General features: G+C 63.0%; 16 protein-coding genes and 1 pseudogene. 4 read left to right on the top strand and 13 right to left on the bottom strand.

Features of this window, described 5'->3' with window-relative positions:
- Positions 1-141 precede the first annotated feature (141 nt).
- Entirely contained in the window at positions 142-1,128 is a 987-nt protein-coding gene (locus NP80_RS15015; RefSeq protein ID WP_045593878.1) for a hypothetical protein, read from the bottom strand.
- Positions 1,129-1,249: 121 nt separating this feature from the next.
- Here NP80_RS15015 and NP80_RS15010 point away from each other — a divergent pair, with 121 nt between their 5' ends.
- The 4 genes from NP80_RS15010 (at position 1,250) to NP80_RS14995 (ending at position 8,273) form a co-directional block, all read left to right on the top strand.
- A complete protein-coding gene (locus NP80_RS15010; RefSeq protein WP_006406946.1) occupies positions 1,250-2,095 on the top strand; it encodes a M15 family metallopeptidase in 846 nt (281 codons plus the stop codon).
- Between the two features lie 298 nt (positions 2,096-2,393).
- A complete protein-coding gene (tssM, locus tag NP80_RS15005) occupies positions 2,394-6,323 on the top strand; it encodes a type VI secretion system membrane subunit TssM (protein ID WP_045593875.1) in 3,930 nt (1,309 codons plus the stop codon).
- Complete coding sequence (tagF, locus tag NP80_RS15000) at positions 6,320-7,309, top strand: type VI secretion system-associated protein TagF (RefSeq protein WP_006400525.1); 990 nt, start codon at positions 6,320-6,322, stop codon at positions 7,307-7,309. The genes tssM and tagF overlap by 4 nt, the downstream gene beginning before the upstream one ends.
- Positions 7,310-7,313: 4 nt before the next feature.
- Complete coding sequence (locus NP80_RS14995; protein ID WP_035946653.1) at positions 7,314-8,273, top strand: OmpA family protein; 960 nt, start codon at positions 7,314-7,316, stop codon at positions 8,271-8,273.
- Between the two features lie 75 nt (positions 8,274-8,348).
- Here the strand turns inward: NP80_RS14995 and NP80_RS29660 are convergent.
- The 12 genes and pseudogenes from NP80_RS29660 to tssH form a co-directional block, all read right to left on the bottom strand.
- Positions 8,349-9,222, bottom strand: a pseudogene (locus NP80_RS29660) (DUF3304 domain-containing protein).
- Positions 9,223-9,275: 53 nt separating this feature from the next.
- On the bottom strand, positions 9,276-11,558 hold the full coding sequence (locus NP80_RS14985; RefSeq protein ID WP_045593872.1) for a DUF2235 domain-containing protein: 2,283 nt from the start codon (positions 11,556-11,558) through the stop codon (positions 9,276-9,278).
- A complete protein-coding gene (locus NP80_RS14980; RefSeq protein WP_035947193.1) occupies positions 11,551-12,384 on the bottom strand; it encodes a DUF3304 domain-containing protein in 834 nt (277 codons plus the stop codon). The genes NP80_RS14985 and NP80_RS14980 overlap by 8 nt, the downstream gene beginning before the upstream one ends.
- Positions 12,385-12,530: 146 nt before the next feature.
- Entirely contained in the window at positions 12,531-13,370 is an 840-nt protein-coding gene (locus NP80_RS14975) for a DUF4123 domain-containing protein (RefSeq protein WP_226823110.1), read from the bottom strand.
- A complete protein-coding gene (locus NP80_RS29655; protein ID WP_006411839.1) occupies positions 13,255-15,009 on the bottom strand; it encodes a DUF2235 domain-containing protein in 1,755 nt (584 codons plus the stop codon). Before NP80_RS29655 ends, NP80_RS14975 begins: the two co-directional genes overlap by 116 nt.
- Positions 15,002-15,820, bottom strand: a complete 819-nt coding sequence (locus tag NP80_RS14965; protein ID WP_006411840.1) for a DUF3304 domain-containing protein — start codon at positions 15,818-15,820, stop codon at positions 15,002-15,004. The genes NP80_RS29655 and NP80_RS14965 overlap by 8 nt, the downstream gene beginning before the upstream one ends.
- 295 nt (positions 15,821-16,115) lie before the next feature.
- A complete protein-coding gene (locus NP80_RS14960; RefSeq protein WP_045593864.1) occupies positions 16,116-18,398 on the bottom strand; it encodes a DUF2235 domain-containing protein in 2,283 nt (760 codons plus the stop codon).
- Complete coding sequence (locus NP80_RS14955) at positions 18,391-19,227, bottom strand: DUF3304 domain-containing protein (RefSeq protein ID WP_035947934.1); 837 nt, start codon at positions 19,225-19,227, stop codon at positions 18,391-18,393. The genes NP80_RS14960 and NP80_RS14955 overlap by 8 nt, the downstream gene beginning before the upstream one ends.
- 189 nt (positions 19,228-19,416) lie before the next feature.
- Positions 19,417-20,457, bottom strand: a complete 1,041-nt coding sequence (locus tag NP80_RS14950; RefSeq protein WP_045593861.1) for a DUF4123 domain-containing protein — start codon at positions 20,455-20,457, stop codon at positions 19,417-19,419.
- Complete coding sequence (locus NP80_RS14945) at positions 20,457-23,018, bottom strand: type VI secretion system Vgr family protein (protein WP_006409501.1); 2,562 nt, start codon at positions 23,016-23,018, stop codon at positions 20,457-20,459. Before NP80_RS14945 ends, NP80_RS14950 begins: the two co-directional genes overlap by 1 nt.
- 68 nt (positions 23,019-23,086) lie before the next feature.
- Complete coding sequence (gene tssA, locus NP80_RS14940; RefSeq protein WP_006409504.1) at positions 23,087-24,208, bottom strand: type VI secretion system protein TssA; 1,122 nt, start codon at positions 24,206-24,208, stop codon at positions 23,087-23,089.
- Between the two features lie 38 nt (positions 24,209-24,246).
- Positions 24,247-26,916, bottom strand: coding sequence for a type VI secretion system ATPase TssH (gene tssH / locus NP80_RS14935; protein ID WP_006409508.1), 2,670 nt, complete (start codon positions 26,914-26,916; stop codon positions 24,247-24,249).
- Positions 26,917-26,937: the final 21 nt, after the last annotated feature.

The raw sequence follows: 26,937 nt of genomic DNA, 5'->3' as shown, positions 1-26,937 counted from the left end.
CGTATGCCGCACATGTGTGACGGTTTCGTGACAGTGTCATGTATGCCCTGCTGCGACTGTGCCGCGCCGATGCATGGGCCCCAAAAGCAACGCGCCGCCCGGTGGGCGGCGCGCATGCGGCGATTCGGTGGGTGCGGAGCCTTACTGGCGCGCGTCCGACTGCGCGGCAGTCGGGCACGCCGGATCCTTGCCCCAATGGCCGTCGCAGACTCTCCAGCGGCACAGCTGATCTTCGAAGAAGCCGCGCTCCGAGCATTCCTTCACGCGTGCCGCGAGCGAGCCGCCGGTCGCGGCTGCCGCCTTGGTCGGCATGGGCTGCGCCTTTTGCGCGGCCGCTTTCTTGTCGGCCGGCTTCGTACGTGCGACGAGCGCGGCGAGCAGGTCGGCGTCCGGATCGTCCTTCGCGGACGCCGTCCGCACCGACGTGTCGCGATGCTTCTTCTGCGCGAGTTCGGCCTGCTCCTTGCGGTGCTTGCGGGCCTCGGCCTTTGCGTCGACCTTGGCGTCCGCCTTGCTGCGGGCGGCCACCTTCGCGCTCTTCGCGTCCGGTTTCGCATCGGCCTTCGCGGTTTTCGCCGTCGTGGCGGCTGCAGCCGTCGTCGCGGCAGCAGTGGCCGCCGTGGCGGCCGTAGCCGCTGCGCCGGCCGTCGTCGCGCCGGATGCCTCGTCGGCGCCGTTCGCGAGCGCGCGCGACAGCCGGCTGTCGTCCGCTGCCGGCGGTGCCGATGCGGACGCAACCGCTGCCGATGCCGGCTCGTCGTTGACGATCGTCGCCGGCTGCACGGCCGACGCCGCGGATGCGCCGTTCTGCGCAACCTGCGCGGTCGCCCCGCTTGCCGGCGTCGCTTTCCCGGCCGCTTGCGCGGGCGCGGCGGCCACCGCGGCCGGCTCGTCGGCCGACTGCTGCTGCCAGCGCCATGCGCCCCAGCCGCCGACGGCGACCAGCAGCGCGACGACGGCGGCGATCGGCGCCTTCAGCGACCGGCGCGGCGGCTCGGCCGGCGGCGTGACGCGTCCTTCCAGATCCGCGAGAATGCGCGACGGCTGCGAGCCGCCGTTGTCCGCCGGCTTTGTATCGGACAGCAGGCTCGGTGGAGTTTTCGAATTTGAATTTTCCGGCGCACTCATTCAGCGTCTCATTGAATCCTGGTTTAATTCACCGCGATAATATAGCCCGGCCTCTCGAAGCAGCCTGATTCTAAGAGCAAGCATTGCAAAACACAATCAATTCCAATTTCCGGGGATTTCATTGATTGCCGTCGCACTCGTCGCCTATTTCGCCGTTGCCGTCGCCGTTGCGGCACTGTTGCTTTTACCAGGCATCCGCGCGACGGTTTTCGATTCCGTCGCGCAATTTCACGGCCGTCTTACGCGCCGCGCGAACGATCGCGCCGCACGCGCACGAAGTCAGATTGTTAAATCGGCACGCGTCACGCGCACCACGCTGAGCGACGTGCAAAATTTACTGGTTCGGCGGCGCTTGATGATTATGGTCTCGGCGGGTATTCTTGCGACGCCGCCATTGGTCGCGATTGCGTTACGCGGCAGGCAATTGTTTCAGTACGACGACACGGCGCGCGTGCCGGACGAAAAGATCGCCGCGCTATTGCAGGGCGAGCAGCTCGTGCCGCCGCCGCCGTTGCCGCCGGAAGTCTTTGCCACGCGGGAAGTCGAGCAGGTAAGGCCGGCGCTGAAGGACGCGAGCCGCGACTGGAATCTGCTCGATCCGGATTTCCGTACGCGCTTGCTGCTGGTCTACAAGATCATGCACGAGCAGTACGGTTATGAAATGGCGCTGCTCGAGGGTTATCGAAGCCCGGAACGGCAAAACCGGCTCGCGCAGATGGGCAGCAACGTAACAAATGCGGCGGCGTTCCAGAGCTATCACCAATTCGGGCTCGCGGCCGACAATGCATTCCTGCGCGACGGCAAGCTCGTCATTTCCGAGAAAGATCCGTGGGCAATGCGCGGCTACCAGTTGTACGGACAGGTGGCCGAACAGGTCGGTCTCACGTGGGGCGGCCGATGGAAAATGATGGATCTCGGGCACGTGGAATACCATAAACCCGGTTTTAAACTGGGACGCGGCAGCTAGCCAGGGCTGCCGGACAGGAAATAATGAGGGCGGCATGGGGCTTGTTAATCACCCGACAGGAAACGATATCGGCGGCGCAATCGATCGGGCATTTCGATGCGCGATTTTTTCCGGCCGCCGCCTGCGTTTTAAAACTCACAGCGTCCTTTCATCCATGCGCGCGCCTTCTCCGATGCCGCGGGCGCATTGATGCCAGCCCCCTTCACCCCGTTTGACAGCATGGCGACACGTCGCGGTGTCACGCTTGCCGCTCGCACGCCCGTCGCCTCACCGAATCGCACCGGAACCTGAACGTCCTATGCAACGCATCCTCAACGTGTTGACTCACCCGCGTACGCTCTCGATCGTCGGGATCGTCGCGCTCGCGGCGATCCTCTTCATCGTCGCCGACATGCTGCAGCTGCCGCTGCTGTGGGCCGCGATCGCGCTCGCGGCGATCCTCGCGCTGTGGCTCGCGGTCGCGCTCTGGCGGCGCTGGCGCGTGAAGCGCGCGAACCGGCAGCTCGGCGAGGTGCTCGAAGAACAGGCCGAAACCGGCAAGATCGCGGCGCCCGCCGCGGCGGCCGTCGCGCCCGACGCGAAGACGGCCGACCTCGACGCGCTGCGCACGCGCCTGTCCGATGCGGTGAAGACGATCAAGACCTCGAAGATCGGCCAGGTATCGGGCGGCTCAGCGCTGTACGAACTGCCGTGGTACATCGTGATCGGCAACCCCGCGGCCGGCAAGAGCAGCGCGGTGATCAACTCGGGGCTGCAGTTCCCGTTCGCCGACAAGAACAGCGCCGTGATCCACGGCATCGGCGGCACGCGCAACTGCGACTGGTTCTTCACGACCGAAGGGATCCTGCTCGACACCGCGGGCCGCTACTCGGTTCACGAGGAAGACCGCAGCGAATGGCTCGGCTTCCTCGGCCTGCTGAAACGCTACCGGCCGAAGGCGCCGATCAACGGCATCATCGTGACCGCGAGCATTGCCGAACTCACCGGCAACCGCCCCGAATTCGCGATCAATCTCGCGAAGAACCTCCGCCAGCGCGTTCAGGAACTGACGGAAAAGCTCGAAGTGTTCGCGCCGGTCTACGTGATGTTCACGAAGGCCGACCTCATCACCGGCTTCACCGAATTCTTCAGCAGCAGCGACAAGCACGAGTACGACCGCGTGTGGGGTGCGACGCTGCCGTACGAACCGGACGAGAAGCGCGACGTCGTCGCGCTGTTCGACGAGCGCTTCGAGGAGCTCTACGAAGGGCTGAAGGAAATCAGCATCGCGCAGCTGTCGCTGTCGCGCGGCCATCAGCTGTCGCCGGGCCAACTGAGCTTCCCGCTCGAGTTCTCGACGATCAAGCCGGCGCTGCGCGCGTTCCTCGCGACGCTGTTCGAGAACAACCCGTTCCAGTACAAGCCGATCTTCCGCGGCTTCTACTTCACGAGCGCGCTGCAGGAAGGCGAAACCAGCAGCGCGGCCGCGCAGCGCATCGCACACCGCTTCGGCCTCGACGCGAGCGCGCTGCCGAAGCCGCACAGCGCGTTCTCGAAGAACGGCTTCTTCCTGCGCGACCTGTTCTCGAAGGTGATCTTCGCCGACCGCCAGACCGTGCGCCAGTTCGCGAGCCCGACCAAGACGCGGCTGCGCTACGCGACCTTCTTCGGCTTCGTCGCGGCGCTCGCGCTGGCGCTCGGCGGCTGGACGTGGTCGACGATCGGCAACCAGCAGCTCGTCGCGAACGTGCAGGCCGATCTCGACAACGTCACGCGCCTGCAGCAGGGCCGCAACGATCTGCAGTCGCGGCTGCAGGCGATGGACATCCTCGAGGACCGCATCGAGCAGCTCGAACAGTTCCGCCGCGACAAGCCGCTGTCGGTGTCGCTCGGCCTGTATCAGGGCGATCGTCTCGAACAGCACTTGCTGACCGAGTACTACAACGGCGTGCGCCAGATCCTGCTGAACCCGGTTTCGCAGAACCTCGCATCGTTCCTGAAGGACGTGAACGCACACCCCGACCAGCTCGTGCCGATGACGCGGCCGCCCGAATCGGGCGCCGTGCAGGCGAGCGCGCTGCCGGTATCGACGAATCCGGCGGGCGCCGCGCAACCGTCGTCGTCCGTCGCGGGCGCGCTCGCCGCGCCGCAACCGCCGGCCGCGCCGCAAGGCGGTCTGTACAGCGACGCGTCGCCGACCAACGTGCAGGACGCGTACAACGCGCTGAAGACCTACCTGATGCTGTCCGACAAGCGTCACGTCGAACAAGCGCACCTGACCGACCAGCTCGCGCGCTTCTGGCGCGGCTGGCTCGAGACGAATCGCGGCAACATGCCGCGCGACGAGATGATCAAGAGCGCCGAGCGCATGATCTCGTTCTATCTCGCGCGCGTGAACGACGACGACTGGCCGATGATCGACGCGAACCTCGCGCTCGTCGACCAGACGCGCGAGAACCTGCGTCGCGTGGTGCGCGGCATGCCGGCCCGCCAGCGCGTGTACGAGGAAATCAAGGCACGCGCGTCGACGCGCTTCGCGCCGATGACCGTCGCGCGCATCGTCGGCGACGGCAACCAGGGGCTGATTGCCGGCAGCTACGCGATCCCGGGCACGTTCACGCGCGACGCGTGGTTCGACTACGTGCAGCCTGCGATCCGCGACGCGGCGACCAAGGAGCTGCAGGCGAAGGACTGGGTGCTCAATACGTCGACGCAGGACGACCTCACGCTCGAGGGCAGTCCCGAGCAGATCCAGAAGACGCTGGTCGGGATGTACAAGACCGAGTACGCGCAGCACTGGCAGAAGTTCATGCAGGGCATCGCGGTGCAAGGCTTCAGCAGCTTCGGCCAGGCCGTCGACGGCATGAATCGCCTCGGCGACCCGCAGGACTCGCCGATCCGCAAGATCCTCGAGACCGCGTATGAGCAGACCTCGTGGGACAACCCGTCGCTGGCGAACGTCGCGATCAAGAAGGCGCAGACCGGCGTGGTGAACTGGGTCAAGCAGTTGTTCACGCGCTCGCAGGCCGGCCAGGTTGCGGCCGCCAACATCGACATCAACGGCAATCCGGTCGAGGTGCCGATGGGCCCGATCGGCCAGGAGTTCATCGGCCTCGCGCGAATCGTCGCGACGCACGACGGCACGTCGATGCTGAAGGGCTACATGGACACGCTGTCGAAGGTGCGCACGCGCTTCAACGTGATCAAGAACCAGGGCGATCCTGGGCCCGGCGCGCGCCAGCTGATGCAGCAGACGCTCGACGGCAACGGCTCGGAGCTCGCCGATTCGCTGAAGTTCGTCGACGAGCAGATGCTGACCGGCCTCACCGATTCGCAACGCAAGGCGCTGCGCCCGCTGCTCGTGCGTCCGCTGATGCAGGCGTTCTCGGTCGTGATTCAGCCGGCCAGCGTCGAGGTCAACAAGGTGTGGAACGCGCAGGTCTATCAGCCGTTCCAGAGCTCGCTCGCGACCAAGTATCCGTTCGCGGCGAACGCGAAGGTCGAGGCCGGCGCCGGCGAAATCGCGCAGGTGTTCGGTCCGGAGGGCTCGATCGCGAAGTTCGTCGGCACGACGCTCGGGCCGCTCGCCGTCCGCCGCGGCGATACGCTCGCCGCGCGTACGTGGGGCGACATGGGCCTCGCGCTCGCGCCGGACTTCACGAACGGCTTCGCGCGCTGGGTCGCACCGCTCGCGGGCGGCGCGGCCGGCGGTGCCGCCGCGTCGTCGGAACCGCAGACCGTGTTCCAGATCCTGCCGCAGCCGAGCACCGGCACGACCGAATACACGGTCGCGATCGACGGCCAGCAGCTGCGCTACCGCAACACGCCGCCGCAGTGGACCAACTTCGTGTGGCCGAACCCGCAGGGCTCGCCGGGCGCGACGCTGTCGGCGACGACGTTCGACGGGCGCACCGTGCAGCTCGTCAACGAGCCCGGCCGCTACGGTCTCGAGAAACTGATCAACTCCGCGCAGCGCAAGCGCCGGCCGGACGGCACGTTCGACCTCACGTGGACGCAGGGCAGCGTGAGCGTGTCGGTGACGATGCGCATCATCAGCACGTCGCAGCCGACAAGCGGCGGCGGCGACCAGCCGCAGCAGCAGAGCCTGCGCGGGCTCCAACTGCCGTCGTCGGTCGTCGACGCGAGCGCGGGCGCCGCACAGAACGCGGCCCAGGCCGGCGCCGGCGCGCCGGCCGCCGCGCCGACCGTCGCGGCCGCTACCGGTTCGAATGCACAGGGGGCGCAATGACGCAAACCGTTCAGGCGCAAGTCGCCTATTTCGGCAAGATTCCTTCGCGCGGCGATTTCGTGAAGAGCGCGCACAATCCGCAGTTGCTGCAGACGCTCGATCGCTGGATCGCGCAGGCGCTCGAACTGCTTGCGGAAGATCCGCGCTGGAAGATCGTCTACGAAGATGCGAAGCCGATGCATTTCGCGTTCCTCGGCTCGCGCAGCAAGCTGGCGATCGCGGGCCATATGGTCGCGAGCCACGACGTATCGATGCGCCGCTTCCCGTTCCTCGGCGCGACCGCGCTCGAAGTCGACCGGCCGCTCGCGTTCCTCGCGCGCAGCCCGCTCGCGTTCGCGCGGCTGTGGTCGCGCGTCGCCGCGCAGATCGCGCCGCTGCTCGCGAGCGAGGAGCCGCCCGGCGCGCTGCAGGCGCTCGGCGACACGCAGGTGCCGATCGACATCGGCGGGCCCGGCACGTCGCATGACGGCACGTTCAACGACTTCGTCGAACATCAGTCGCTGTACGGGCTGCAGCAGATGCTGCTCGAAAGCGGCCATCCCGTGCGGCTGCGCGGCGCGATGCTCGCGCTCGGCTCGCTGCTGCGGCCGGTGATGCAGAGCGGCTCGTCGCATATCGAACGGGGCCTCACGCTGCCGCTGCCCGTCGATCCGTTCTACCGCAGCCTCGTCGCCGCGTTCTGGCTCGAACTGATCGCGCCGTTCGTCGCGCAGGCCGATTTCGAGCTCGCGATCTTCATCGGTACGATCGCCGAGCGCGAACGACTGATCATCGGGTTCAACGGTGCGTCGGCGAAGACGCTGCTGAGCGTCGTCGATCCGCAAACGTACGCCGCCCACAACATCGATATCGACGATCCCGAGTGGATCGACGCTCATGCGCAAAACGATCCGCAGGTCAGCAAACTCGTCAGCTATCTCGATCAACCACAGCTGTCGCTGCGCGTCGCCATCGACGCGTTCCGCGAAGCGTTCATCGGAGGCTGACGGGATGCAACGTACGATTCATGTCCGGCGTATGCGCTTGTCGCGCTTGTCGTCCTTCGTTGCCGCCCTTCTCGCTGCCGGCCTCGTCGGCAACGGTGCGGCCTACGCGCAGAACGCCGGTGGCGCGACCGTCACGCCGGTCGGCAACGGCACCGTCGCGGCGAGTGCGCTGCCCGCGAATGCCGGCGCAGGTTCGGCAAGCGCGGCCGCATCCGGCACGCTCGTGCGCGGCACGGCCGGCACGCTTGCGCCGCCGCCTGCGAATGCGACGCCCGGCCAGGTTGTGGTCGGCGGCAAGGTGCCCGACGAAGCGACCAAGGCCGCCGTGCTGCAGAAGCTGCGCGACACGTACGGCGCCGCAAACGTCGTCGATCAGATCGAGGTCGGCGACGTCGCGACGCCGCCGAACTGGAGCGCGAACGTGCAGAAGCTGCTCGGCGCGCAGCTCAAGCAGATCAGCAAGGGGCAGCTGAAGATCAACGGCACGCAGATCGAGATGAAGGGCGAGGTGCACAACGAGGCGCAGCGTCAGCAGATCGCGAGCGACATGGCCAATACGCTGAACCCGACGTATACGATCCGGAACGGGTTGCGTGTGTCGGCGTCCGAGCAGGGATTGCTCGATCAAACGCTCGCGAACCGCACGATCGAGTTCGAGACCGGCAGCGCGACGCTGACGCCGCAGGGCAAGCAGATTCTCGACCAGATGGCGGCCGCGCTCGCGAAGCTGCAGAACCGGACCGTCGACATCATCGGGCATACCGACAACTCGGGGAATCGAACGTCGAACATCGCGCTGAGCCAGGCTCGTGCGGATGCTGTGAAGGGATATCTGATCACGAAGGGAATCGCGCCGCAGCAGATGACGACGACAGGCGTCGGGCCGGATCAGCCGATTGCGCCGAACGATACGGCGGACGGGCGGGCGAGGAATCGGCGGATCGAGTTTCGGGTTGGGCAGTAGGTGGGGAGACGGGGCCGTTTGACCGAATTCGAAACGGGCCGCGTCATTGACGCGGCCCGAGCACGCCCGTGTGCGTCAGCCTCGACTGCCTCGGCTGCCTCGGCTATCGTCGCGCGGCGGCGGCAATAGTCCCGCTTCGATCGGCGGCACAGCAACCGACGGGAATCGATCCTGCGCCAGTTCCGCCGCAATGTCCGGCGACAAAGCGGCCATCTCTTTCGCGAATGCGCCGCGCGTCCCGTTGCTCGACCGAATGCGTTTCTGCACCGCCGGGTGCGCGTCGAACCGAGCGTTCACCAGAAGCGCGAAATACGCGTATTGCGCGAGATCATCGCGATCGGTGAAGCGGTACCTGAGCCACGCTGCCGCGACCGTCCGCGAAATTCGGCGATGCAGTTGGGCATCGTTGTCCCCGTTTCTCGTCGAGCTGCTTTCCGTATCGTTTCGTCAGCTCGCGCGATACGTCCACGATGGGCAAGCGCGTACTCCCCAGCATCTCGCCAGAAAATGCCAGTTCGACATGGTGATCGGGGTAGAAATGAATCTCGAGAATGCGCGAACCGATCGAGTCCGGCACGTTGGTCGGAGCCAGCGATGCGTTCGCTTCCGCCTGCTGCTTCTTCACCTGCTCGCCGGGCCGCCAGTCGTCCCCGTCGTAATACGTCCACTGAACCTTGAAGTTCGTGCCCTTCAGCGAATAGCAGCATGCGATGCTGCCCTCGCCCGCTCCCGGTTCCAAATCGCCACCTCCGCGAGCCTTATTGCCGTATTGGTCTGTGATCGTAAATCGAGCGAGGTTGTACGGCAGGTAATTCAGTGCTTCCGTGGAAACAGCCACATAGGTCGGCTCGGATTTGCTGCATGCTGCGATCGACACGAATAGTAGATTGGCCGCGGCAATTCGCAACACGACGAACGTACGCGCTACCGCCAGCGCGTTCGGCAGAATCGCGGACCATACGGCCCGGGCGACGGCCGGCGGTAGGAAGTTCTCGTCGCCGCTCAATGGACGGAAGGCGTTGCGCCGCCCTTGTATCCGCGCGCCCATTCCTTGCTCTGCTTGGCGGCCTGGTCGATTCGAGCAGCGACGCGATCGTCTTTCTGGCGTTGCTTTGCTTCCTTGTCGAGATCGGAGACCCCGAACTCGTCCGTGTCCCGCGTGCGGAAGTACAGCGAGGGCGCGAGCACGTGATCCTGCCAACTCGTCAACAACGTGTCGTGAACGAGCAGGTCGAATAGTGCCATCACGTCGGGAGGAAGCGGGTGCTTGCCTTCGATTCCTTCTTTCCAGGCCGACACTAGTTCCATCTGAGGTTCGGGCAGCATGGCTGCCTCGATCGCGTCCGCGCTCGCCTTGTTATCGGAATCCCATGTGTCCGGCGTGTTCCGGATTCGTTCTGCTGATTTCCGCAAGCCGTCCTGAAGGGACGCGCGGTACAGCATCCTTTCCGACTCCTTGTGAAGACGTTCCCACACGGTCGTGTAGTCTTTCGGCGCCTCCGCGAGCAACTTCTCGTAACGCTTCTGCGCCGCGTCGCTCGCCGCCTTCATCCCCCGCAACGTCGCTTGATCGGCGGGGCTCCGACTCGCCAGCATGCTCATGTTGATGCCCTGGCGCTGCAGTTCCCAGTCGAGTTTCGACTTCGTCGTCTTGCGCTGCAGGTCGGCGTCGGCCATGTTGCGCTTCCAGTCCGCCACTGGGTCGGACATCGTGCGCCGGAATTCGGGGTCCTGATAGCGGACGGCAATCCAGCGCAGGAAGATTTTCGAATGGGAGACGAGGTCGATGCCGGCTTTGCGGGGGACGAGTGCGCGGTAGGCGTTGACCAGTGCCCTAATCCGGTATTCCCTTCCATCGCATTTGATTGGATCAGAGAGCTTGAAGCGCTGGAACACGGGTGCGTTGTACAGATACAGATCCTCCATCGTGTCCATAGCGGCCCCCGCCTTCAGTGCTTCCAGCAACATATCTTGCAGCGGGATCCTCATCAGTTCGGCATTAAAACCCAAGGACCCGTTCGGTGCTCCACCGACGACATCGCAACTAGTGCCCGGATAGAGAAACTGCTCGCCGCGGGTTTTCTCGAGACTATCAAGACGCTGATAGAAGCGCATCTCATGCGCAGCAGCGAAATGAACACAGCGCTGGACGCTTGCCGGAATGCCGAGAGGCCGATCCTTGTAGCTGGTTTTTAGCAATCCAAGATAAGGCACCATCCCGATCAGTTCGCCGGCCTCCTCCGACATGATCGACGAAACGGCGTCGAGAAGACCGACAAACTTGATCTGAATCGATACGCCGTCAATCGCAAGATCCGTATCGTCCCTGCGTTTGTATTTCTCTGCCAGATCGTTGATAAACGCACGTGCGAGCACGCATCCCCGATCCGCCCCAAAGACCGATACCTCGATGAGGCGAACCTTCGGCATCTGGTTCTTGACGGTATGGTATGCAGCCTCGAATTGATCCCTGGCCGCGATCAACCGGGTGTCGACGCCAGTTCCGAATGCCTCGGCCATGACAGCGTTGTCACGTACGATCGGTACGTTCTCCATTGCCAAGCCAACGAAGAGTCCGCGCACAACGGCCATGGCCGCCTTCATCGGGGTTCCCTTAATGTTCGCCTTGGCGTCGTTCTTGGCATTGCGCCACAGCAACGTGCCAGTGGCCTTGGTTCGCTCCCAGATTCGCTCCGGCGACGCATTCAGCACATTCGCGATTCGACGCGCCTGAGCAGGAATGTGCTCAATATCCTTTCGAAAATCCTCGAATGCCTTCTCGATTGGTCGAAACGAAAAATCTCCCGCGAGAAACTGCTTTTTCACGTCGTCGACCCGCCTTTTTACGTCGGCCTGTTTGAGCGGCGTATTGACACGCGCGAACGATTGGGCCACCGACGACGCCCCCTTGGCGAGCTTCTTGCCCGCCAGTTTGGCGGCGGCTACGCCAATGTTGTTCCATGTGTTGGATTTGGCATCGTCGTTCAGCGGCGTACCCAGGCCGGAATAGTAAAAGCGAAACCAGAACTGGTTCGCTGGTCGCCTCGGGTCCTCAATGTCACGATGTGCCTCCCAAAGCCGGGCGATATTTGAATACCGCGAACTCGATTTATCGTCTATATCTCGGTTGCGCCCGAACGCATCGAAGAAAAAACCCATACGGATCGTCGCCCCGCAAGGCATGCAATCGCTCTTCGGGTACATGGTCGCGTTCTGATTGACGATCTGCATGTACACCGATGCCGGTGTTGCATCATCCGGATCCAGTTTGATTCTTTCAGCCATGCTTTTTCTCCTCTACGCGCGGGGGCGGAACCAGTCCATCGGGTAGGGACGGCACCGCTACCGACTCGAACTTGCCGCTCGTCAATTCAGACAGAGTCTTCTTCGGCAACGATTGCATCGCCTTCGCAAAGGCCCCCGGCTTGCTGGCGTCCGCTTGCAGGATGCGCTGAATCTCCGGATGCGAGTCGAAGCGATTATTGACGAGCAGATTGTAGTAAGCGTATTGCTTCAGATCGTCGAGATCGGTGAGATGGTATTTCAGCCATGCAATCGCGACCACACGGGCGACACGACGAAACTGCTGGTCTTCGCGCTCATCGTACCGCTTGTTCAACTGCGTCTGATACTGACTCGCCATCCAACGCGACACATCGACCATTGGGATACGCGACTCATCCATCAGCGCACCAGGAAACTGGAACTCGATGTGACGGTCTGGATAAAAGTGCACTTCGAGAATTCGATCACCGACCTTCTCTGGAACCTGCGCCGGCGGCATCGTCACCTTGGCCTCCGCGTGAAACGTCTGTTCGTTGCCCTTGTGCCACTGGTCAACGTCGACATAGTTCCATTTGACTGTAAACTCCGTGCCTTTAAGTTTGTAGCAGCACGTCACGCCACCTCCGCCACCTGGCAAGCTATTACCCCCCCCAGCTTTGTTACCGTATGCGTCGGTAATCGTGAATCCGTCCAGGTTGTATGGCAGATAGTTGTGCGCGATTACCGAAATCCCGGTATACGTCGGCTCTGACTTTCCGCATGCAGTCATTGCCACCACGAGCAAACACCCCGCCAGCGTACGACTCATCAGACTCGACAATCTCATTGCTCTACTCATTGATGTTTTCCTTTTGAATCGCTCTCAGCGCGCGACACAGGCATAGAGCCGACCGCAATCCTCGGCATGCCCTCAGCGACATAGCTCAGCTCAAGCCCAGAACCATCGCAATCGCGCCCACCGCTACCGCGGGCCTACGCCGCATCCTCACGCGCCTCCAGCAACTCCCGTTCATGCGCATCGCGAATCGCATCCCAAGTCGCATCATCGATCGACGCCAGCGCTGCATCGACGCTCGTTTCTCCGCGTGACGCCGCTTCAAGACACGACTTCACGATCGGATGCTCGTCGAACCGCGGCGCAACCTGCACGCCGGTCACGACATAGGAGAGCAGCCCAATCTCATCGACGATCCCGTGCGCCGCCGCACGATCAAGCTGCTCGACAACCAGGTCGTGAAGCTCCGCATCCGACAGGTGATCGACCACCGCCGCCATCGTCTCCCTGAACTTCAGCACGAGCTTGTCTGGATACCCGAGCTCGATCAACTTCGCATGCTGTTGCTCGCTGAGTCCCGCCGCATCGGCCGCCGGCATCGCTCCTTCGACCGCCGGCGCATCGTTGCGCCACACCACCTCATCGAGCTGTCGATCGCGATACCGAATCTCGTTGAACGGCGCAACGAACTGTCGTGTCTGCGCATCGCTCCACACCCGTCGAATACGGTCGAACACATGGTTGTCGAAGAAGAACAGGTAGTACGCGCGACCGTTCGGCAATTTGTACTGCACGTACCGGCGCAGATGCGCATCAAGCGCATCGAACGACCACGTCGACCACATCCACGTCACCGCATGCAGATCGACCGCATCAAGCCACAGCTGGCGCAGCAGCCGATGCTGCTCGGCATTCTCGTCGTCAAGCGTGTCGCGATCGAACGCGATCAGGTACGGCGCGATATCCGTATAGGCTTCGAGCCCCGTATCGGTCCACAGCGACGCGTAGCGTAGACGATGCACCGCCGCGAGTCGCACATCGAGCTCCTGATAGCCCCGTGTATCGACGAGGACATACAGCCGCATCGCCCTGCCGACTTCGTCGGTGCGAGCCAGCGAAGCCTTCAGCACTGCGGAATGCTGGCGATTGATAGCGAACCGCGATCCAGCGGAGGAACACCTTCATGTGCTCGTCAAAGTTCAGCCCCGGCTTGCGTGGCACCAGCGCCCGATACGCTTCCATAAGCTCGCCCATGTTATAGGACTCGGGTCCGTCGGAAATGACGCGCGCCAGCGAAAATTTGAGGAACGTATCCCGCTTATACCGACTCAGCAACTCCATCGAGTCGATCGCCACCCCTGACTCATAAGCGGCATCGAGCATGTCGCGCAACGGCACGCGCTGCAGTTCGGCACGCGCGCCCAACGATCCCGGCGGCGAACCGCCAGTCACGTCCTCGCTCGTTCCCGGATACAAATACTGCTCGCCGCGCGTTTTTTCCAGGCTGTCAAGGCGTTGATAAAACCGCAACTCGTGCGCAGCCGCGAAATGCACGCAACGCTGCACCGCTTCAGGCACCGCGAGCGACAAATCCCCATAGTTCTGCTTCAATAACCCCAAAACCGGCAGCATTGACAGCAGCTTGTTTTCCTCCATAAGTGACGACACCGCGTCGAACAAACCCATAAACTTGATCTCGATCGGAATGCCGTGCACCTCCAGATCGGTCGCGTGACGAAGCTTGTACTTTTCCACAAGCCGGTTGACGAATACGCGCGCAATAACCGCGCCGCGATCCGCAGCAAACACGGAAATCTGAATACGCTGCAGCTTGTCCCGCACGGCCCGCGCATCATCGACGGTACGCTCAAATTGACGCAATGCCGCCGAAACGCGATCCTCTACGCCGGTGCCGAGCACACGCGAAATGGCGCGATTGTCACGGAACCAAGGAATCGTATCGATACCGTAGTTGACGACTACGCTTCGAAGAATCGATCCCGGCAGCTTGAGCGGCGATTCCTTCGCGTCATACAACACCGACCGTACCACCGCGCGGCCGCGCGAAACCCACCGATCGTCTCTCATCAGCCGGAGTACGCGCATCGCCGAATCCGGCGCTTTTTCCACCGTCTTCACGATATCGTTGAACGAGTTCGTCACCGGTTTCCACGATCCCTCGGACAAACCCTTCTTGATCGCTTCCTCGGCCGCATTCGCCGGATCGATCTTTAGCCGCTCCGTCCCCGCGATCTTTCCGGGTAACGCCTTAAGCTTGTCGCCCACCGCTCCTACCGTCCCCTTCACGGCCTTAAGTGCAGCGGACTCGACTGCGCCCGATGCGGCCTCCGCATTCAGCTCGGTGCCAAGACCGGAATAGTAGAAGCGGTACCAGAGCTGGTTTGCATAAGGCGCATCCTTGCGACGGGGATCTATGTTGGTCCGGTGCGCTTCCCAAAGACGGCAGATGTTCGAATACCGAGACGTATCCGGATCGTCCATGTCGCGATGGCGTGCAAAGCCATCAAAAAAGAACCCCATGTGCACGATGCCACCACACGGAATGCAATCGTCGTGCTTATAGGCCAGCTCGCTGTTGGCACGTTTGGTTCTGACCGTTTTCGGCGTCCTGTCGACAGGGTGAAGCACGCTATCGTCAAAATCTGGATCAACCACGGCTCGCCCCCTTTGTATCGAAACGTTTGATGTCGTTCACGACTTCCGGAGACAGGTTCTGCATTGCGTCGCCAAATGCACCAGGCTTCCCCTTGGTTTCATTGATTATCTTGCGCACGGCAGGATATTCGTCGAAGCGTGGATTGAGCAGCGTGAAGTAGACGTACTGCTGGAGATCGCCGGTGTCAGTCAACCGGTATTTCGTCCAGCCCGCCGCAGCCAGTCTGGCTGCACGCCGATACTCGACCGCTTCGTCATCGTTGGAGGGGTTCAGTAACTGCTTGTGGTGTTTTCGCACCCAATCCCAGACTTCGACGTAGAGAATACGAGTTCCATGCAAATCGTTCCGGAACTCCACTTCGACGTGATTGTCGGGGTAGAAGTGAATACCCAGGATTGTTTCGCCTGCAGTACCGGACATCTCAGTCGGAGGCAGACGCACGCGGGCCGTCTCATGTATTTTTTCGAGCGGTGCGTACGGATCAGCATGCTTGTCGATATCGTAGTATGTCCAGTCGACGGTGAATTCTGTTCCCTTGAGCGTGTAACAGCAACTGACGCTTCCCTCACCTGAGCCCGGTATCAGGTCGCCACCACCACTTGCCTTGTTTCCGTACTTGTCCGTCACGGTAAAGCGCGTGAGGTTGTACGGCAGGTAGTTGAACCCTTCGACGCTCAGCCCGCCATAAACCGGTTCTGGCGACGGTTTGTCACATGCCGACAGCAGCATGGCCGTAGCAAGCACCGCGACGACCGGCACCCTGCAGACCATTCGCACAACTTGCCCAAATCCTTTCGAATGCTTATCCATTCCTGCAGACGTCCTCTGCGCTGACTTCCGCCGGTTCTCGGTAGATGCTCACGATCTCGCTTTACGAATGCGCCGTGAGTTCGTCGACATACTGCTCAACGATCCGCTCAACAGCATCGAGCGTCGCAGCCTCATGTCGGCTCGGATTTGCTGCATGCTGCGATCGACACGAATAGTAGATTGGCCGCGGCAATTCGCAACACGACGAACGTACGCGCTACCGCCAGCGCGTTCGGCAGAATCGCGGACCATACGGCCCGGGCGACGGCCGGCGGTAGGAAGTTCTCGTCGCCGCTCAATGGACGGAAGGCGTTGCGCCGCCCTTGTATCCGCGCGCCCATTCCTTGCTCTGCTTGGCGGCCTGATCGATTCGAGCAGCGACGCGATCGTCTTTCTGGCGTTGCTTTGCTTCCTTGTCGAGATCGGAGACCCCGAACTCGTCCGTGTCCCGCGTGCGGAAGTACAGCGAGGGCGCGAGCACGTGATCCTGCCAACTCGTCAACAACGTGTCGTGAACGAGCAGGTCGAATAGTGCCATCACGTCGGGAGGAAGCGGGTGCTTGCCTTCGATTCCTTCTTTCCAGGCCGACACTAGTTCCATCTGAGGTTCGGGCAGCATGGCTGCCTCGATCGCGTCCGCGCTCGCCTTGTTATCGGAATCCCATGTGTCCGGCGTGTTCCGGATTCGTTCTGCTGATTTCCGCAAGCCGTCCTGAAGGGACGCGCGGTACAGCATCCTTTCCGACTCCTTGTGAAGACGTTCCCACACGGTCGTGTAGTCTTTCGGCGCCTCCGCGAGCAACTTCTCGTAACGCTTCTGCGCCGCGTCGCTCGCCGCCTTCATCCCCCGCAACGTCGCTTGATCGGCGGGGCTCCGACTCGCCAGCATGCTCATGTTGATGCCCTGGCGCTGCAGTTCCCAGTCGAGTTTCGACTTCGTCGTCTTGCGCTGCAGGTCGGCGTCGGCCATGTTGCGCTTCCAATCGGCGACCGGATCTGACATCGTGCGGCGGAATTCGGGATCCTGGTAGCGAACGGCAATCCAACGCAGGAAGATCTTCGAATGGGAGACGAGGTCAAGACCTGCTCTATGGGGAACGAGTGCCGCGTATGCATCGACGAGTTGCCGGATACGGTATTGCTTACCGTTACTGTTGATGGGTTTGGCAATCGAAAACTTATCGAAAGTCTTCCGCTTGTACAGGTACATGTCCTCCATCGTATCCATAGCCGCCCCGGCCATCAGCGCTTGCAGCAACATGTCTCTCAGCGGCACCCTCATAAGTTCTGCATTCACGCCAAGCGAACCAGTTGGCGCTCCACCCACGATGTCGCAGCTCGTTCCGGGGTATAGGAATTGAGCTCCTCGGGTTTTTTCAAGACTATCGAGGCGCTGGTAAAATCGCATTTCATGGGCGGCCGCGAAGTGCACGCAGTGCTGCACGCTTGGGGGTATGGAAAGCTTGCGATCCTTGTAGCTGGTTTTGATCAGGCCCAGATACGGCACCATGCCAATCAGTTCACCAGCCTCTTCCGACATGATCGAAGAAACCGCGTCAAGGAGGCCCACGAACTTGATCTGGATCGGAACATTGTCGATTGCAAGGTCGGTATCGTCTCTTCGTTTATACCTCTCCGCCAGATCATTGACGAAAGCCCGAGCCAATACGCAGCCACGATCCGCGCCGAATACAGATACCTCGATGACGCGAACTTTCGGCATCTTGCTCTTCACTTCGTGGTATGCCGCCTCGAACTGGTCTTTCGCTGCGGTCAGTCGAGTGTCGACACCCGTTCCGAAGGCCTCTGCCATCGCTGCGTTGTCTCGAACGATAGGCACGTTCTCCATCACCAACCCCACGAAAAGGCCGCGAGCAACCGACCAGGCCGTCTTGATTGGATTACCCCTGACGTTGGTCCTGACATCGTTCTTGGCATTGCGCCACAGCAGCCTGCCAGTCGCTTTCGTTCGCTCCCAGAGGCGCTCTGGCGATGCATTCAGCACGTTCGTGACGCGTCGCGCCTGGGCGGGAATACGCTCGATATCCCTTCGAAAGTCCTCGAACGCCTTCTCAACCGGTCGAAGTGAAAAATCTCCCGTGAGGATCTGCTTCTTCACATCGTCGACGCGCTTTTTCATATCCATCTGTTTAATTGGCGTATTGACGCGCGTGAACGATTCGCCGACGGATATTGCAGCACTCGCGGCCTTTTTGGCCCCTGACACGACGGCAGCCTTCTTCATGTTCTCCAGCGCGTCGGAGTTGCTGTCGTCATTCAACGGCGTACCGAGCCCCGAGTAATAGTAGCGATACCAGAACTGGTTCGCGGGCCGCCTTTCGTCCTTCATTTCACGATGTGCTTCCCAAAGTCGCGCGATGTTCGAATACTGCGAACTTGATGCATCATCGATGTCGCGATTGCGACCGAAGGCATCGAAGAAAAATCCAATTCGGATCGTAGCTCCGCACGGCATGCAGTCGGCCTTCGGATACGCGGTTGCATTCTGACGAGCAAGCGCCAAATACACTGAGGCCGGTGTCGCGTCGTCCGGGTCGAGCTTGAGTTTCTCAGCCATGCTGTTTCTCCTCTACGCGTGGTGATGGCAGTAGACCGACGGGAATAGTCGGTACCGCCACTGCTTCGAATTTATTGCTTTTCAGCTCGGACAAAATGGTCGTCGGCAGCGATTGCATCGATTTCGCGAACGTACCGGGCTTGCTGCTGGCCGCTTTCAGGATCTGCTGTACCGCCGGATGGGCGTCGAATCTGCTATTAACGAGTAGATCAAAATACGCGTATTGCTCGAGATCGTCGACGTCGGTGAGCCTGTATTTGAGCCAAGCCGCAGCGACGACGCGGGCGATGCGCCGATACTGTTGATCCTCACGCTCGTCGTAGCGCTTATTCAATTGCGCCTGGTAATGGGTCGATATCCGGTGAGATACGGCGATCATTGGAATGCGCGAATCGTCCGCTGGCGCGGCGGGAAATTGAAGCTCAACATGACGATCCGGATAGAAATGAACCGCGAGGATTCGAGTCCCTACTTTCTCCGGAATCGTTGACTGCGGCAACGTAACCTTCGCTTCGGCGTGAAACGTCTGTTCGTCGCCTTTATGCCACTGATCAACGTCGTAGTAGTCCCACTTGACCGTGAAATCGGTACCCTTGAGCTGATAGCAGCAAGTCACGCCACCGCCACCGCCCGGCATGCTGTCGCCACCGCCGCTCGCCTTGTTGCCGTATGCGTCGACGATCGTGAATTTGTCGAGGTTATAAGGAAGGTAATTCTGGGCCATGATCGAAATCCCGCTGTAGGTCGGCTCGGACTTCCCACATGCGGTCACTGCCACCACGAGCAAGCACGCTGCCAGAACGTGACTTACCAAACTCGACAATCTCATTACGCTACCCATTGATGTTTCCCTTCTGAATCGCGCTCGACTCGCCTTTCAGGCGTCGAACAACCGCAATCATCCGAATGCTCCCGGCGGCCTAGTCCACCGAATGCGCCGCGCATATACGCTGGCTCCGACTTACCGCACCCGCTCAAGCCCAGAACCATCGCAATCGCGCCCACCGCTACCGCGGGCCTACGCCGCATCCTCACGCGCCTCCAGCAACTCCCGCTCATGCATGTCGCGAATCGCATCCCAAGTCGCATCATCGATCGACGCCAGCGCTGCATCGACGCTCGTTTCTCCGCGTGACGCCGCTTCAAGACACGACTTCACGATCGGATGCTCGTCGAACCGCGGCGCAACCTGCACGCCGGTCACGACATAGGAGAGCAGCCCGACCTCATCGACGATCCCGTGCGCCGCCGCACGATCGAGCTGCTCAACAACCAGGTCGTGAAGCTCCGCATCCGACAGGTGATCGACCACCGCCGCCATCGTCTCCCTGAACTTCAGCACGAGCTTGTCTGGATACCCGAGCTCGATCAACTTCGCATGCTGTTGCTCGCTGAGTCCCGCCGCATCGGCCGCCGGCATCGCTCCTTCGACCGCCGGCGCATCGTTGCGCCACACCACCTCATCGAGCTGTCGATCGCGATACCGAATCTCGTTGAACGGCGCAACGAACTGCCGTGTCTGCGCATCGCTCCACACCCGTCGAATACGGTCGAACACATGGTTGTCGAAGAAGAACAGGTAGTACGCGCGACCGTTCGGCAATCTGTACTGCACGTACTGGCGCAGATGCGCATCAAGCGCATCGAACGACCACGTCGACCACATCCACGTCACCGCATGCAGATCGACCGCATCAAGCCACAGCTGGCGCAGCAGCCGATGCTGCTCGGCGCTCTCGTCGTCAAGCGTGTCGCGATCGAACGCGATCAGGTACGGCGCGATATCCGTATAGGCTTCGAGCCCCGTATCGGTCCACAGCGACGCGTAGCGTAGACGATGCACCGTCGCGAGTCGCACATCGAGCTCCTGATAGCCCCGTGTATCGACGAGGACATACAGCCGCATCGCCCTGCCGACTTCGTCGGTGTGAGCCAGCGAAGCCTTCAGCATTGCCAGAAACGCCGGCCACTCCGGCTCGCGCGGATTCCGAGCAGTGTCGATGGTTTCGTTTGCGCCAGTCGCGTCATTCCGACCGGTCACGTCGTTAAGCTCGTCCATCAATCCGCCTCGACCATTGCTTCGCGCCCGCTATGCGCATTCAGCACACACTGCTTGCACGTTCCGCCCGGCATCGCGGGCAGCGGATACGGCATGCTGGCCGGTCCGTTGAACTGGTGCTGCGCGCCCTTGAAATCCACCTTCCCCGGCGCATGAATCTCGATGTTGCCGCCCTTGATCCGGATATAGGCGCCGCCCGACGTCAGCAGGACCTCCTGCTTGGCGGCCACGTCGACATGCTCGGTTGCCGACATCAGCTTGACCACCTTCTGCGCAGTGACCTCGACGCTATCCGCATGCGCCTGTATCTCGACCTTCCCCTTGCCGGCAAACAGCTTCATTCCGGCATTCTGCGCGAACAGGCTGATGCGATCGCGGATGCCGGCAATCAGCGATTTTCCGCTGGCAATGAACGTGCTCTGGCCGCTGACGATATTGGTCTGCCGATCGGCCGACACGTGTACCGACTGCTGCGACGAAAACGCGACGCCCGCCGGACTCCCAAACAACATCACCGGCTCCTTGAACGCATTCGCATTCCCGGTCCCGCCACCGCCAGTCCTGCCGCCACCCGCCGTCGCGCCCGCGACGCTGTTCTGCGTCGCATCGGCAAACTGCTTCAGCGCATCGTGCCCATCGCCGAGCCCCGCAGCCTGATGCATCTCGCTGACCTGCGACATCGACTCGATCAGCCCCTCGGCATTGACGAGCTGCTGCCGCGCTTCCGACACATCGAGCGGCTGGCTGCTCGCCTGCTTCGGATGCGTCGTCACATACAGCCCCTGCCCCGCGCGCACCGCGCCATACGCGTCCGTGCGCAAATCGAACCCCGAACCGAGATACGCGCCGCGCGTGTTGCCGTCCTGCTCGATCAGATAGCCGAGATGCAGCAGCGAATTCGCGCTGCTGCTGAACAGCCGCGCGCGGTTCTGCCCGGTCGCGTCGTCGAGCACCATCTCGTTGTGCCCCGATCCCGCATACTCCTTCGACCGGAAGCCCGACAGAATCCCGTTGCTGTGCCACTGCGGCGCGGTCGCACCGTTATACACGCGGTGCAACGCGATCGGTCGGTCGCAGTCGCCGCCCACATAGCCGATCAGCACTTCCTCGCCGACGCGCGGAATATGCACGCCGCCGTAACCGCCGCCGGTATCCGACTGCACGACGCGCACCCAGCACGACGCGTTCTCGCGGCCTTCGCTTTGCCGATCCCACACGAACATCACCTTGATCCGGTTCAGTTCGTCGGTGTAAACCTCTTCGCCCGGCGGACCGACGACGACCGCCGTCTCGAGCTGCATCTCCGGCTTGCGATGCACGAGCGGGCTGCGGTACGGCACGCTCGCGCGCTGCGCTTCGACCTCGACGAGATAGAACCCTGCCGAGCCGTCGTCGTGGCCGACAACGAATGCCGCAGCATCGCGGTACGCCGCTTTCACCCGCGCAAGTTCGTCCTGCAAACTGTGCGGAAAGTGCGCCTCCTCGGCCGAAAGCGGCAGGTTGTTCTCGACATACCAGCTCACGGCGATCGCCGCGAATTCGCGATCCTGCGCCGAATCGCGGTCATGCTCTGGATGATCGGCGAGCGTGAAGCGTCGGCCCGCGTCGATGCCGCGCACGCCGCCCACGCCGACGAAGCGCTTCGCGCGCGACTCCCATTCCTCGAGACGAATCTTCGACAGCTGTTCGCCGCGATCCTGGCCCGGATACGTGTACGCGCCGGTGTATTCGTAGATTTCCGCCTGCTCCGGCAGATCGCCGTGGCCGCTCTTCGTCGGCAACGACGTGCCGTTCGGACTGGCGGCCGACGACGGCGACTTGTAGTCGAACGTGCGCGTCGTATGCAGCGAGCTTTGCAGCGTCCGCGACGCGGCCCACTGCGTAAACCCCGCGGTTTCGGTGCCCGCGCCTGACCGCTCGAACCTGACGACGTTCGGCGACAGCGCGTCGATCGCATGCAGATCGTCGGTCACGACAAGCGTGTGCGCACTGCCGTCTTCCGCGTGCCGCCAAAACCCGAACAGCCCTTCGTCCTCCATCAGCCGATGCACGAAGTTCCAGTCGGTTTCGCTCTGGCGGCAGTACGAGCGCGACGGCAGCGGCTTCGATAACGCAAACTGATACCGGCCCTTCGCCTGCGGATGGGTATCGAACACGTCGGCCAGGATCGCGTCGACGCTCTCGTCCTGCCAGTAGCGCATATCGCTGCGGAACTTCAGGAAGTGCATCCACGACGCGAACGTCAACTGATAGCTCGACAGACTGCCGTCCGCGCCGAGCCGGCGAGCGGTATGCACATATCCGTTGATCGGCAGATACGACTTGTCCGCCTGCTGGATCCACAGCGTGATCGGCTTGGCGATCAGCGTCTTGAGCTCGATGTCGCTCGCAGCGGACACGAAGTCGAGCGCGACGCTGAAATCGCGGCCCAGTTCGGCGCGGATTACTGCGCGGCGCGGCACGAGTGCATTGCTCGGCAGCGACGGGATGTCGGTCTTCAGCAGACGATCCTGCTGAATCAGCCCGCCGCGAATCGCCTGTATCAGTTCGGTCACGTTCATACGTCACCCTTCTTGTTGTTCCTCGCGAACCCGCCGGGCCCGCGCTCTCAGGTCGAAATCCCGGTCGCTCACGACTGCTCGTCCGGCCTCACCCCCAGCAGCTCGCGAATATGCGACAGCGATCCGTCATCCTTGACGACGCTCTCGAGCCACTTGTGCAGCGGCATGTCGGCCCATTCCGCCGCCTTGTCGGCGAGATACGCGACCGGGCTATGCGGCTCCGTCTGCCTGAAGTAGCGCGCGACCGCACGCAACTGATCGACGGCCTGCGCACGGTTCTGAATGCCGGCGATCATCTGCGTCGCCGGCGGACGCGGAGCGGTTTGCGACTGCACGTGGGTCTCCTCGGTCTGGATCGGCGTGCCGAAACTCGGCTCGATGCGCTCGGGCTGCGCGGCGGGCGGCACTTCCTTATGCGGCGCGCTGCCGGTATAGCCCTGCTCGCGCGCAAAGCGCTCGGCAAGCCGATACACGGTCTCGAACGCATCGCGCGTCTGCCGGAAACTCGGCGCGGCATCGCCTGCACGCGCGACCAGCGTGTCCTCGAACGCATCGAGCGCGAACTCGAATGCCTTCAGGTTCGCGAGCAGCGTCGCGTAGAACGCGATCGGCGTCACGCGCCGCGATGCATCGATCTGCTCGACCGACGGCTTGCCGCGCGCGATGTCGTCCGCATGCTCGGGATCGCGCTTGATCGCCTGCGCCACGTGCTGCGCGACCTCCCAGTCGAGCGTCGTGAACGCGTTCGCCGCGCCGTCCGTCATCGGTATGCCGCGCAGCAGCTCGGCCGTGCGGCCGGCCAGCCACGCGACGTTGCCGAGCCGGTATTCGACGTCCTCGCCTTCGGGCAGCGGATGAACGGTGTCCCAATACTCGCGGCACAGTCCTTCGAGCAGCGCATAGCCTTCGGTGAGACCGGTGATGCCGTCCTCGAGCGCGAGCGCCTCGGTCAGCCACACCGCGACGCGCAGATCCTTCGTGCGCGTGCGCAGCAGGTCGGTCGCGCGCTCGACGACGAGGCCCCAGTCGGCCTCCTTGATCTCGGTCACCCACTCGCCTTGATCGAGCGTCGGATCGTCGTAGCGCCGCGCCTCCTGGATCGCGTCGAATTCGTTCGAGAACAGCAGGTCGTCGCCGGTGGGCGACGCATCGCTGATCGGCGTCAGCAGCTCGGGGAGATTGATGGGCATGGTTCAGTAAATCCGTTGATGCATCGGAAGGGGCGCGCTCATTCGACCGTATACGCAAACTCGCCGGCGTCGTCCGCGCACACCGCGATGCGCGTAATCGACGCGCCGTCGGCGATCCGGCCCAGCACGTGACCCGCGATCTCCGGCAGCAGCGTCCCGTTCAGAATGTGGTCGACGTTGCGTGCGCCCGAGTCGACTTCGGTGCAGCGCGCGAGAACCGCGTCGACGAGCGATTCGTCCCATTCGAACGCGGCCTTGTGGTTCGCCTCGATGCGGCTGCGAATCCGTTCGAGCTTCAGCTCGATGATCTCGGCGAGCACGTCGTCGGAGATCGGGTAGTACGGCACCACCTTCATCCGGCCGAGGAACGCGGGCTTGAACGCCTTGTACAGCTGCGGGCGCAGCGCCTCCGCGAGCGCATCGGGATCGGGCAATTCCTCGGCCGGCTTGTTCAGGCACGCCTGCATCACCGCGGCCGAACCGACGTTCGACGTCAGGATGATCAGCGTGTTGCGGAAGTCGATCTCGCGCCCTTCGGCGTCGTCCATCATGCCCTTGTCGAACACCTGGAAGAACATCTCGAGGACGTCCGGATGCGCTTTCTCGACCTCGTCGAGCAGCACGACCGAATACGGATTGCGCCGCACGGCCTCGGTCAGCACGCCGCCTTCGCCGTAACCGACGTAGCCCGGCGGCGAACCCTTCAGCCCCGACACGCTGTGCGCCTCCTGATACTCGCTCATGTTGATCGTGATCATCTTGCGCTCGCCGCCGTAGAGGATGTCCGCGAGCGCCAGCGCCGTCTCGGTCTTGCCGACGCCGGACGGCCCGACGAACATGAACACGCCGCGCGGCTTGTTCGGATCCTCGAGATTGGCGGACGCGGTGCGCACGCGCTGCGCGATCGCTTCGAGCGCATGGTCCTGGCCGATCACGCGCGCGGCGAGCAGCGGCTTCAGATTGAGCACGGTGCCGATCTCGTCCTTCACCATCCGGCCGAGCGGAATGCCGGTCCACGCAGCGACGATTTCGGCCACCACGTGACCGTCGACCTGCAGCGGCACCATCGGTTCGCCGCCCTGCAACGCATGCAGCGCCGCGACGCGTTCGGCGAGCTTCTCGCGCGTGGCCTGCACGTCGACCGGCTGGCCGTCCTCGGCCGGCGCGCGGGCGCGGTCGAGCGTCTCGCGCAGCGCGGTAATCTCGGCGACGATCGCGCGTTCCGCCTCGTAGCGCGCTTCGTCCTTCGCGAGCTGTTCGAGCGCCGCGTCACGCGCGCCGCGCAGCTCGCCGAGCCGTTCGTCGTGCGCTGCGCCGCTTGCCGCATCGCGCTCGAGCGATGCGATTTCCGCGTCGATGCGCTCGATGCGCTTTTTCGTGTCGTCGATCGCGGCCGGCGTCGCGCTGTGCGCGAGCGCGACCTTCGCGCACGCGGTGTCGAGCACGCTGATCGCCTTGTCCGGCAGTTGCCGGCCGCTGATATAGCGATGCGACAGCCGGACGGCCTCGGTGATCGCATCGTCGAGAATCCGCACGTTGAAGTGCTTCTCCATCAGTCCTGCCATGCCGCGCAGCATCGCGGCCGCCAGCGGCTCGCTCGGTTCCTCGACCTTCACCACCTGGAAGCGTCGCGCGAGCGCGGCATCCTTCTCGAAGTACTTCTTGTATTCGCTCCACGTCGTCGCCGCGATCGTGCGCAGCTCGCCGCGCGCGAGCGCGGGCTTCAGCAGGTTCGCCGCGTCGTTCTGGCCGGCCTGTCCGCCCGCGCCGATGATCGTGTGCGCCTCGTCGATGAACAGGATGATCGGATGCGGGCTCTTCTTGACCTCGTCGATCACGCTCTTCAGGCGGTTCTCGAACTCGCCCTTCACGCTCGCGCCGGCCTGCAGCAGCCCCATGTCGAGCACGTGCAGCGCGACGCCGCGCAACGGCGGCGGCACGTCGTCGGCCGCGATGCGCAGTGCGAGCCCTTCGACCACGGCCGTTTTGCCGACGCCGGCCTCGCCCGTCATGATCGGATTGTTCTGGCGGCGCCGCATCAGGATGTCGATCGCCTGACGGATCTCGGCTTCGCGGCCGATTACCGGGTCGATCTTGCCGTCCCGTGCACGCTGCGTGAGGTTCGTCGTGTACGTGTCGAGCGCAGGCGTCTTCGATGCGCCCGCTGCCGGCACGCCGCCCTCGGCCGGCGCAGCGGCGTCGCCGTGCTCCGCGTCCGCACGATGCGGCTCGGCTTCGCTGGACCCGGCCGTGATCTCGTCGAACTTGTGCTTCAGATCGGTCACGTTCACTTCGGAGAAGCGCGCCGACATCCGTTGCGCGAACTGTGCGAGGTCCGGCGCCGTGAGCAGCGCGAGCAGCAGGTGGCCCGAGCGGATGCGGCCGAGCTGCGAGTCGAGCGACGCGATGAGCCACGCCTGCTCGAACAGCGCGATCAGATGCACCGAGAATACGGGCGTGCGCGTGTTGCCGGTCTTCAGGCGCGTGAGTTCGCGCTCGAGATCGGCGCGCAACGCATGCGCGTCGATGCGGCTCGCGCGCAGCGCGAGCGACAGGTCGCCCGCGGGCTCCTCGAGCAGCGCGAGAAACAGATGCTCCAGATCGACCTCGTAATGGCCGCGCGCAAGACACGCGCTCGCCGCGCGCTCGGCCGCATGCCGGCACAGCGGATTCAGTTTCGTGATGAGGGTCTTCAGAGGCGTGCTCATGGCGTCGATCTCAGGTTCGTT

The organism is Burkholderia multivorans ATCC BAA-247 (genome assembly GCF_000959525.1).
GTDB lineage: Bacteria > Pseudomonadota > Gammaproteobacteria > Burkholderiales > Burkholderiaceae > Burkholderia > Burkholderia multivorans.
The sequence above is the reverse complement of the archived record's forward strand: the minus strand, read 5'-3'. Positions and strand labels throughout refer to the sequence as shown.

Coding starts and splice junctions, on each gene's coding strand:
- NP80_RS14965 (WP_006411840.1), bottom strand. CDS start 15,820: ATGGATAAGCATTCGAAAGGATTTGGGCAAGTTGTGCGAATGGTCTGC.
- NP80_RS14985 (WP_045593872.1), bottom strand. CDS start 11,558: ATGGCTGAAAGAATCAAACTGGATCCGGATGATGCAACACCGGCATCG.
- NP80_RS14945 (WP_006409501.1), bottom strand. CDS start 23,018: ATGAACGTGACCGAACTGATACAGGCGATTCGCGGCGGGCTGATTCAG.
- NP80_RS14955 (WP_035947934.1), bottom strand. CDS start 19,227: ATGAGATTGTCGAGTTTGGTAAGTCACGTTCTGGCAGCGTGCTTGCTC.
- NP80_RS14950 (WP_045593861.1), bottom strand. CDS start 20,457: ATGGACGAGCTTAACGACGTGACCGGTCGGAATGACGCGACTGGCGCA.
- tssH (WP_006409508.1), bottom strand. CDS start 26,916: ATGAGCACGCCTCTGAAGACCCTCATCACGAAACTGAATCCGCTGTGC.
- tagF (WP_006400525.1), top strand. CDS start 6,320: ATGACGCAAACCGTTCAGGCGCAAGTCGCCTATTTCGGCAAGATTCCT.
- NP80_RS14980 (WP_035947193.1), bottom strand. CDS start 12,384: ATGAGATTGTCGAGTCTGATGAGTCGTACGCTGGCGGGGTGTTTGCTC.
- NP80_RS15015 (WP_045593878.1), bottom strand. CDS start 1,128: ATGAGTGCGCCGGAAAATTCAAATTCGAAAACTCCACCGAGCCTGCTG.
- tssA (WP_006409504.1), bottom strand. CDS start 24,208: ATGCCCATCAATCTCCCCGAGCTGCTGACGCCGATCAGCGATGCGTCG.
- NP80_RS14995 (WP_035946653.1), top strand. CDS start 7,314: ATGCAACGTACGATTCATGTCCGGCGTATGCGCTTGTCGCGCTTGTCG.
- NP80_RS14960 (WP_045593864.1), bottom strand. CDS start 18,398: ATGGCTGAGAAACTCAAGCTCGACCCGGACGACGCGACACCGGCCTCA.
- tssM (WP_045593875.1), top strand. CDS start 2,394: ATGCAACGCATCCTCAACGTGTTGACTCACCCGCGTACGCTCTCGATC.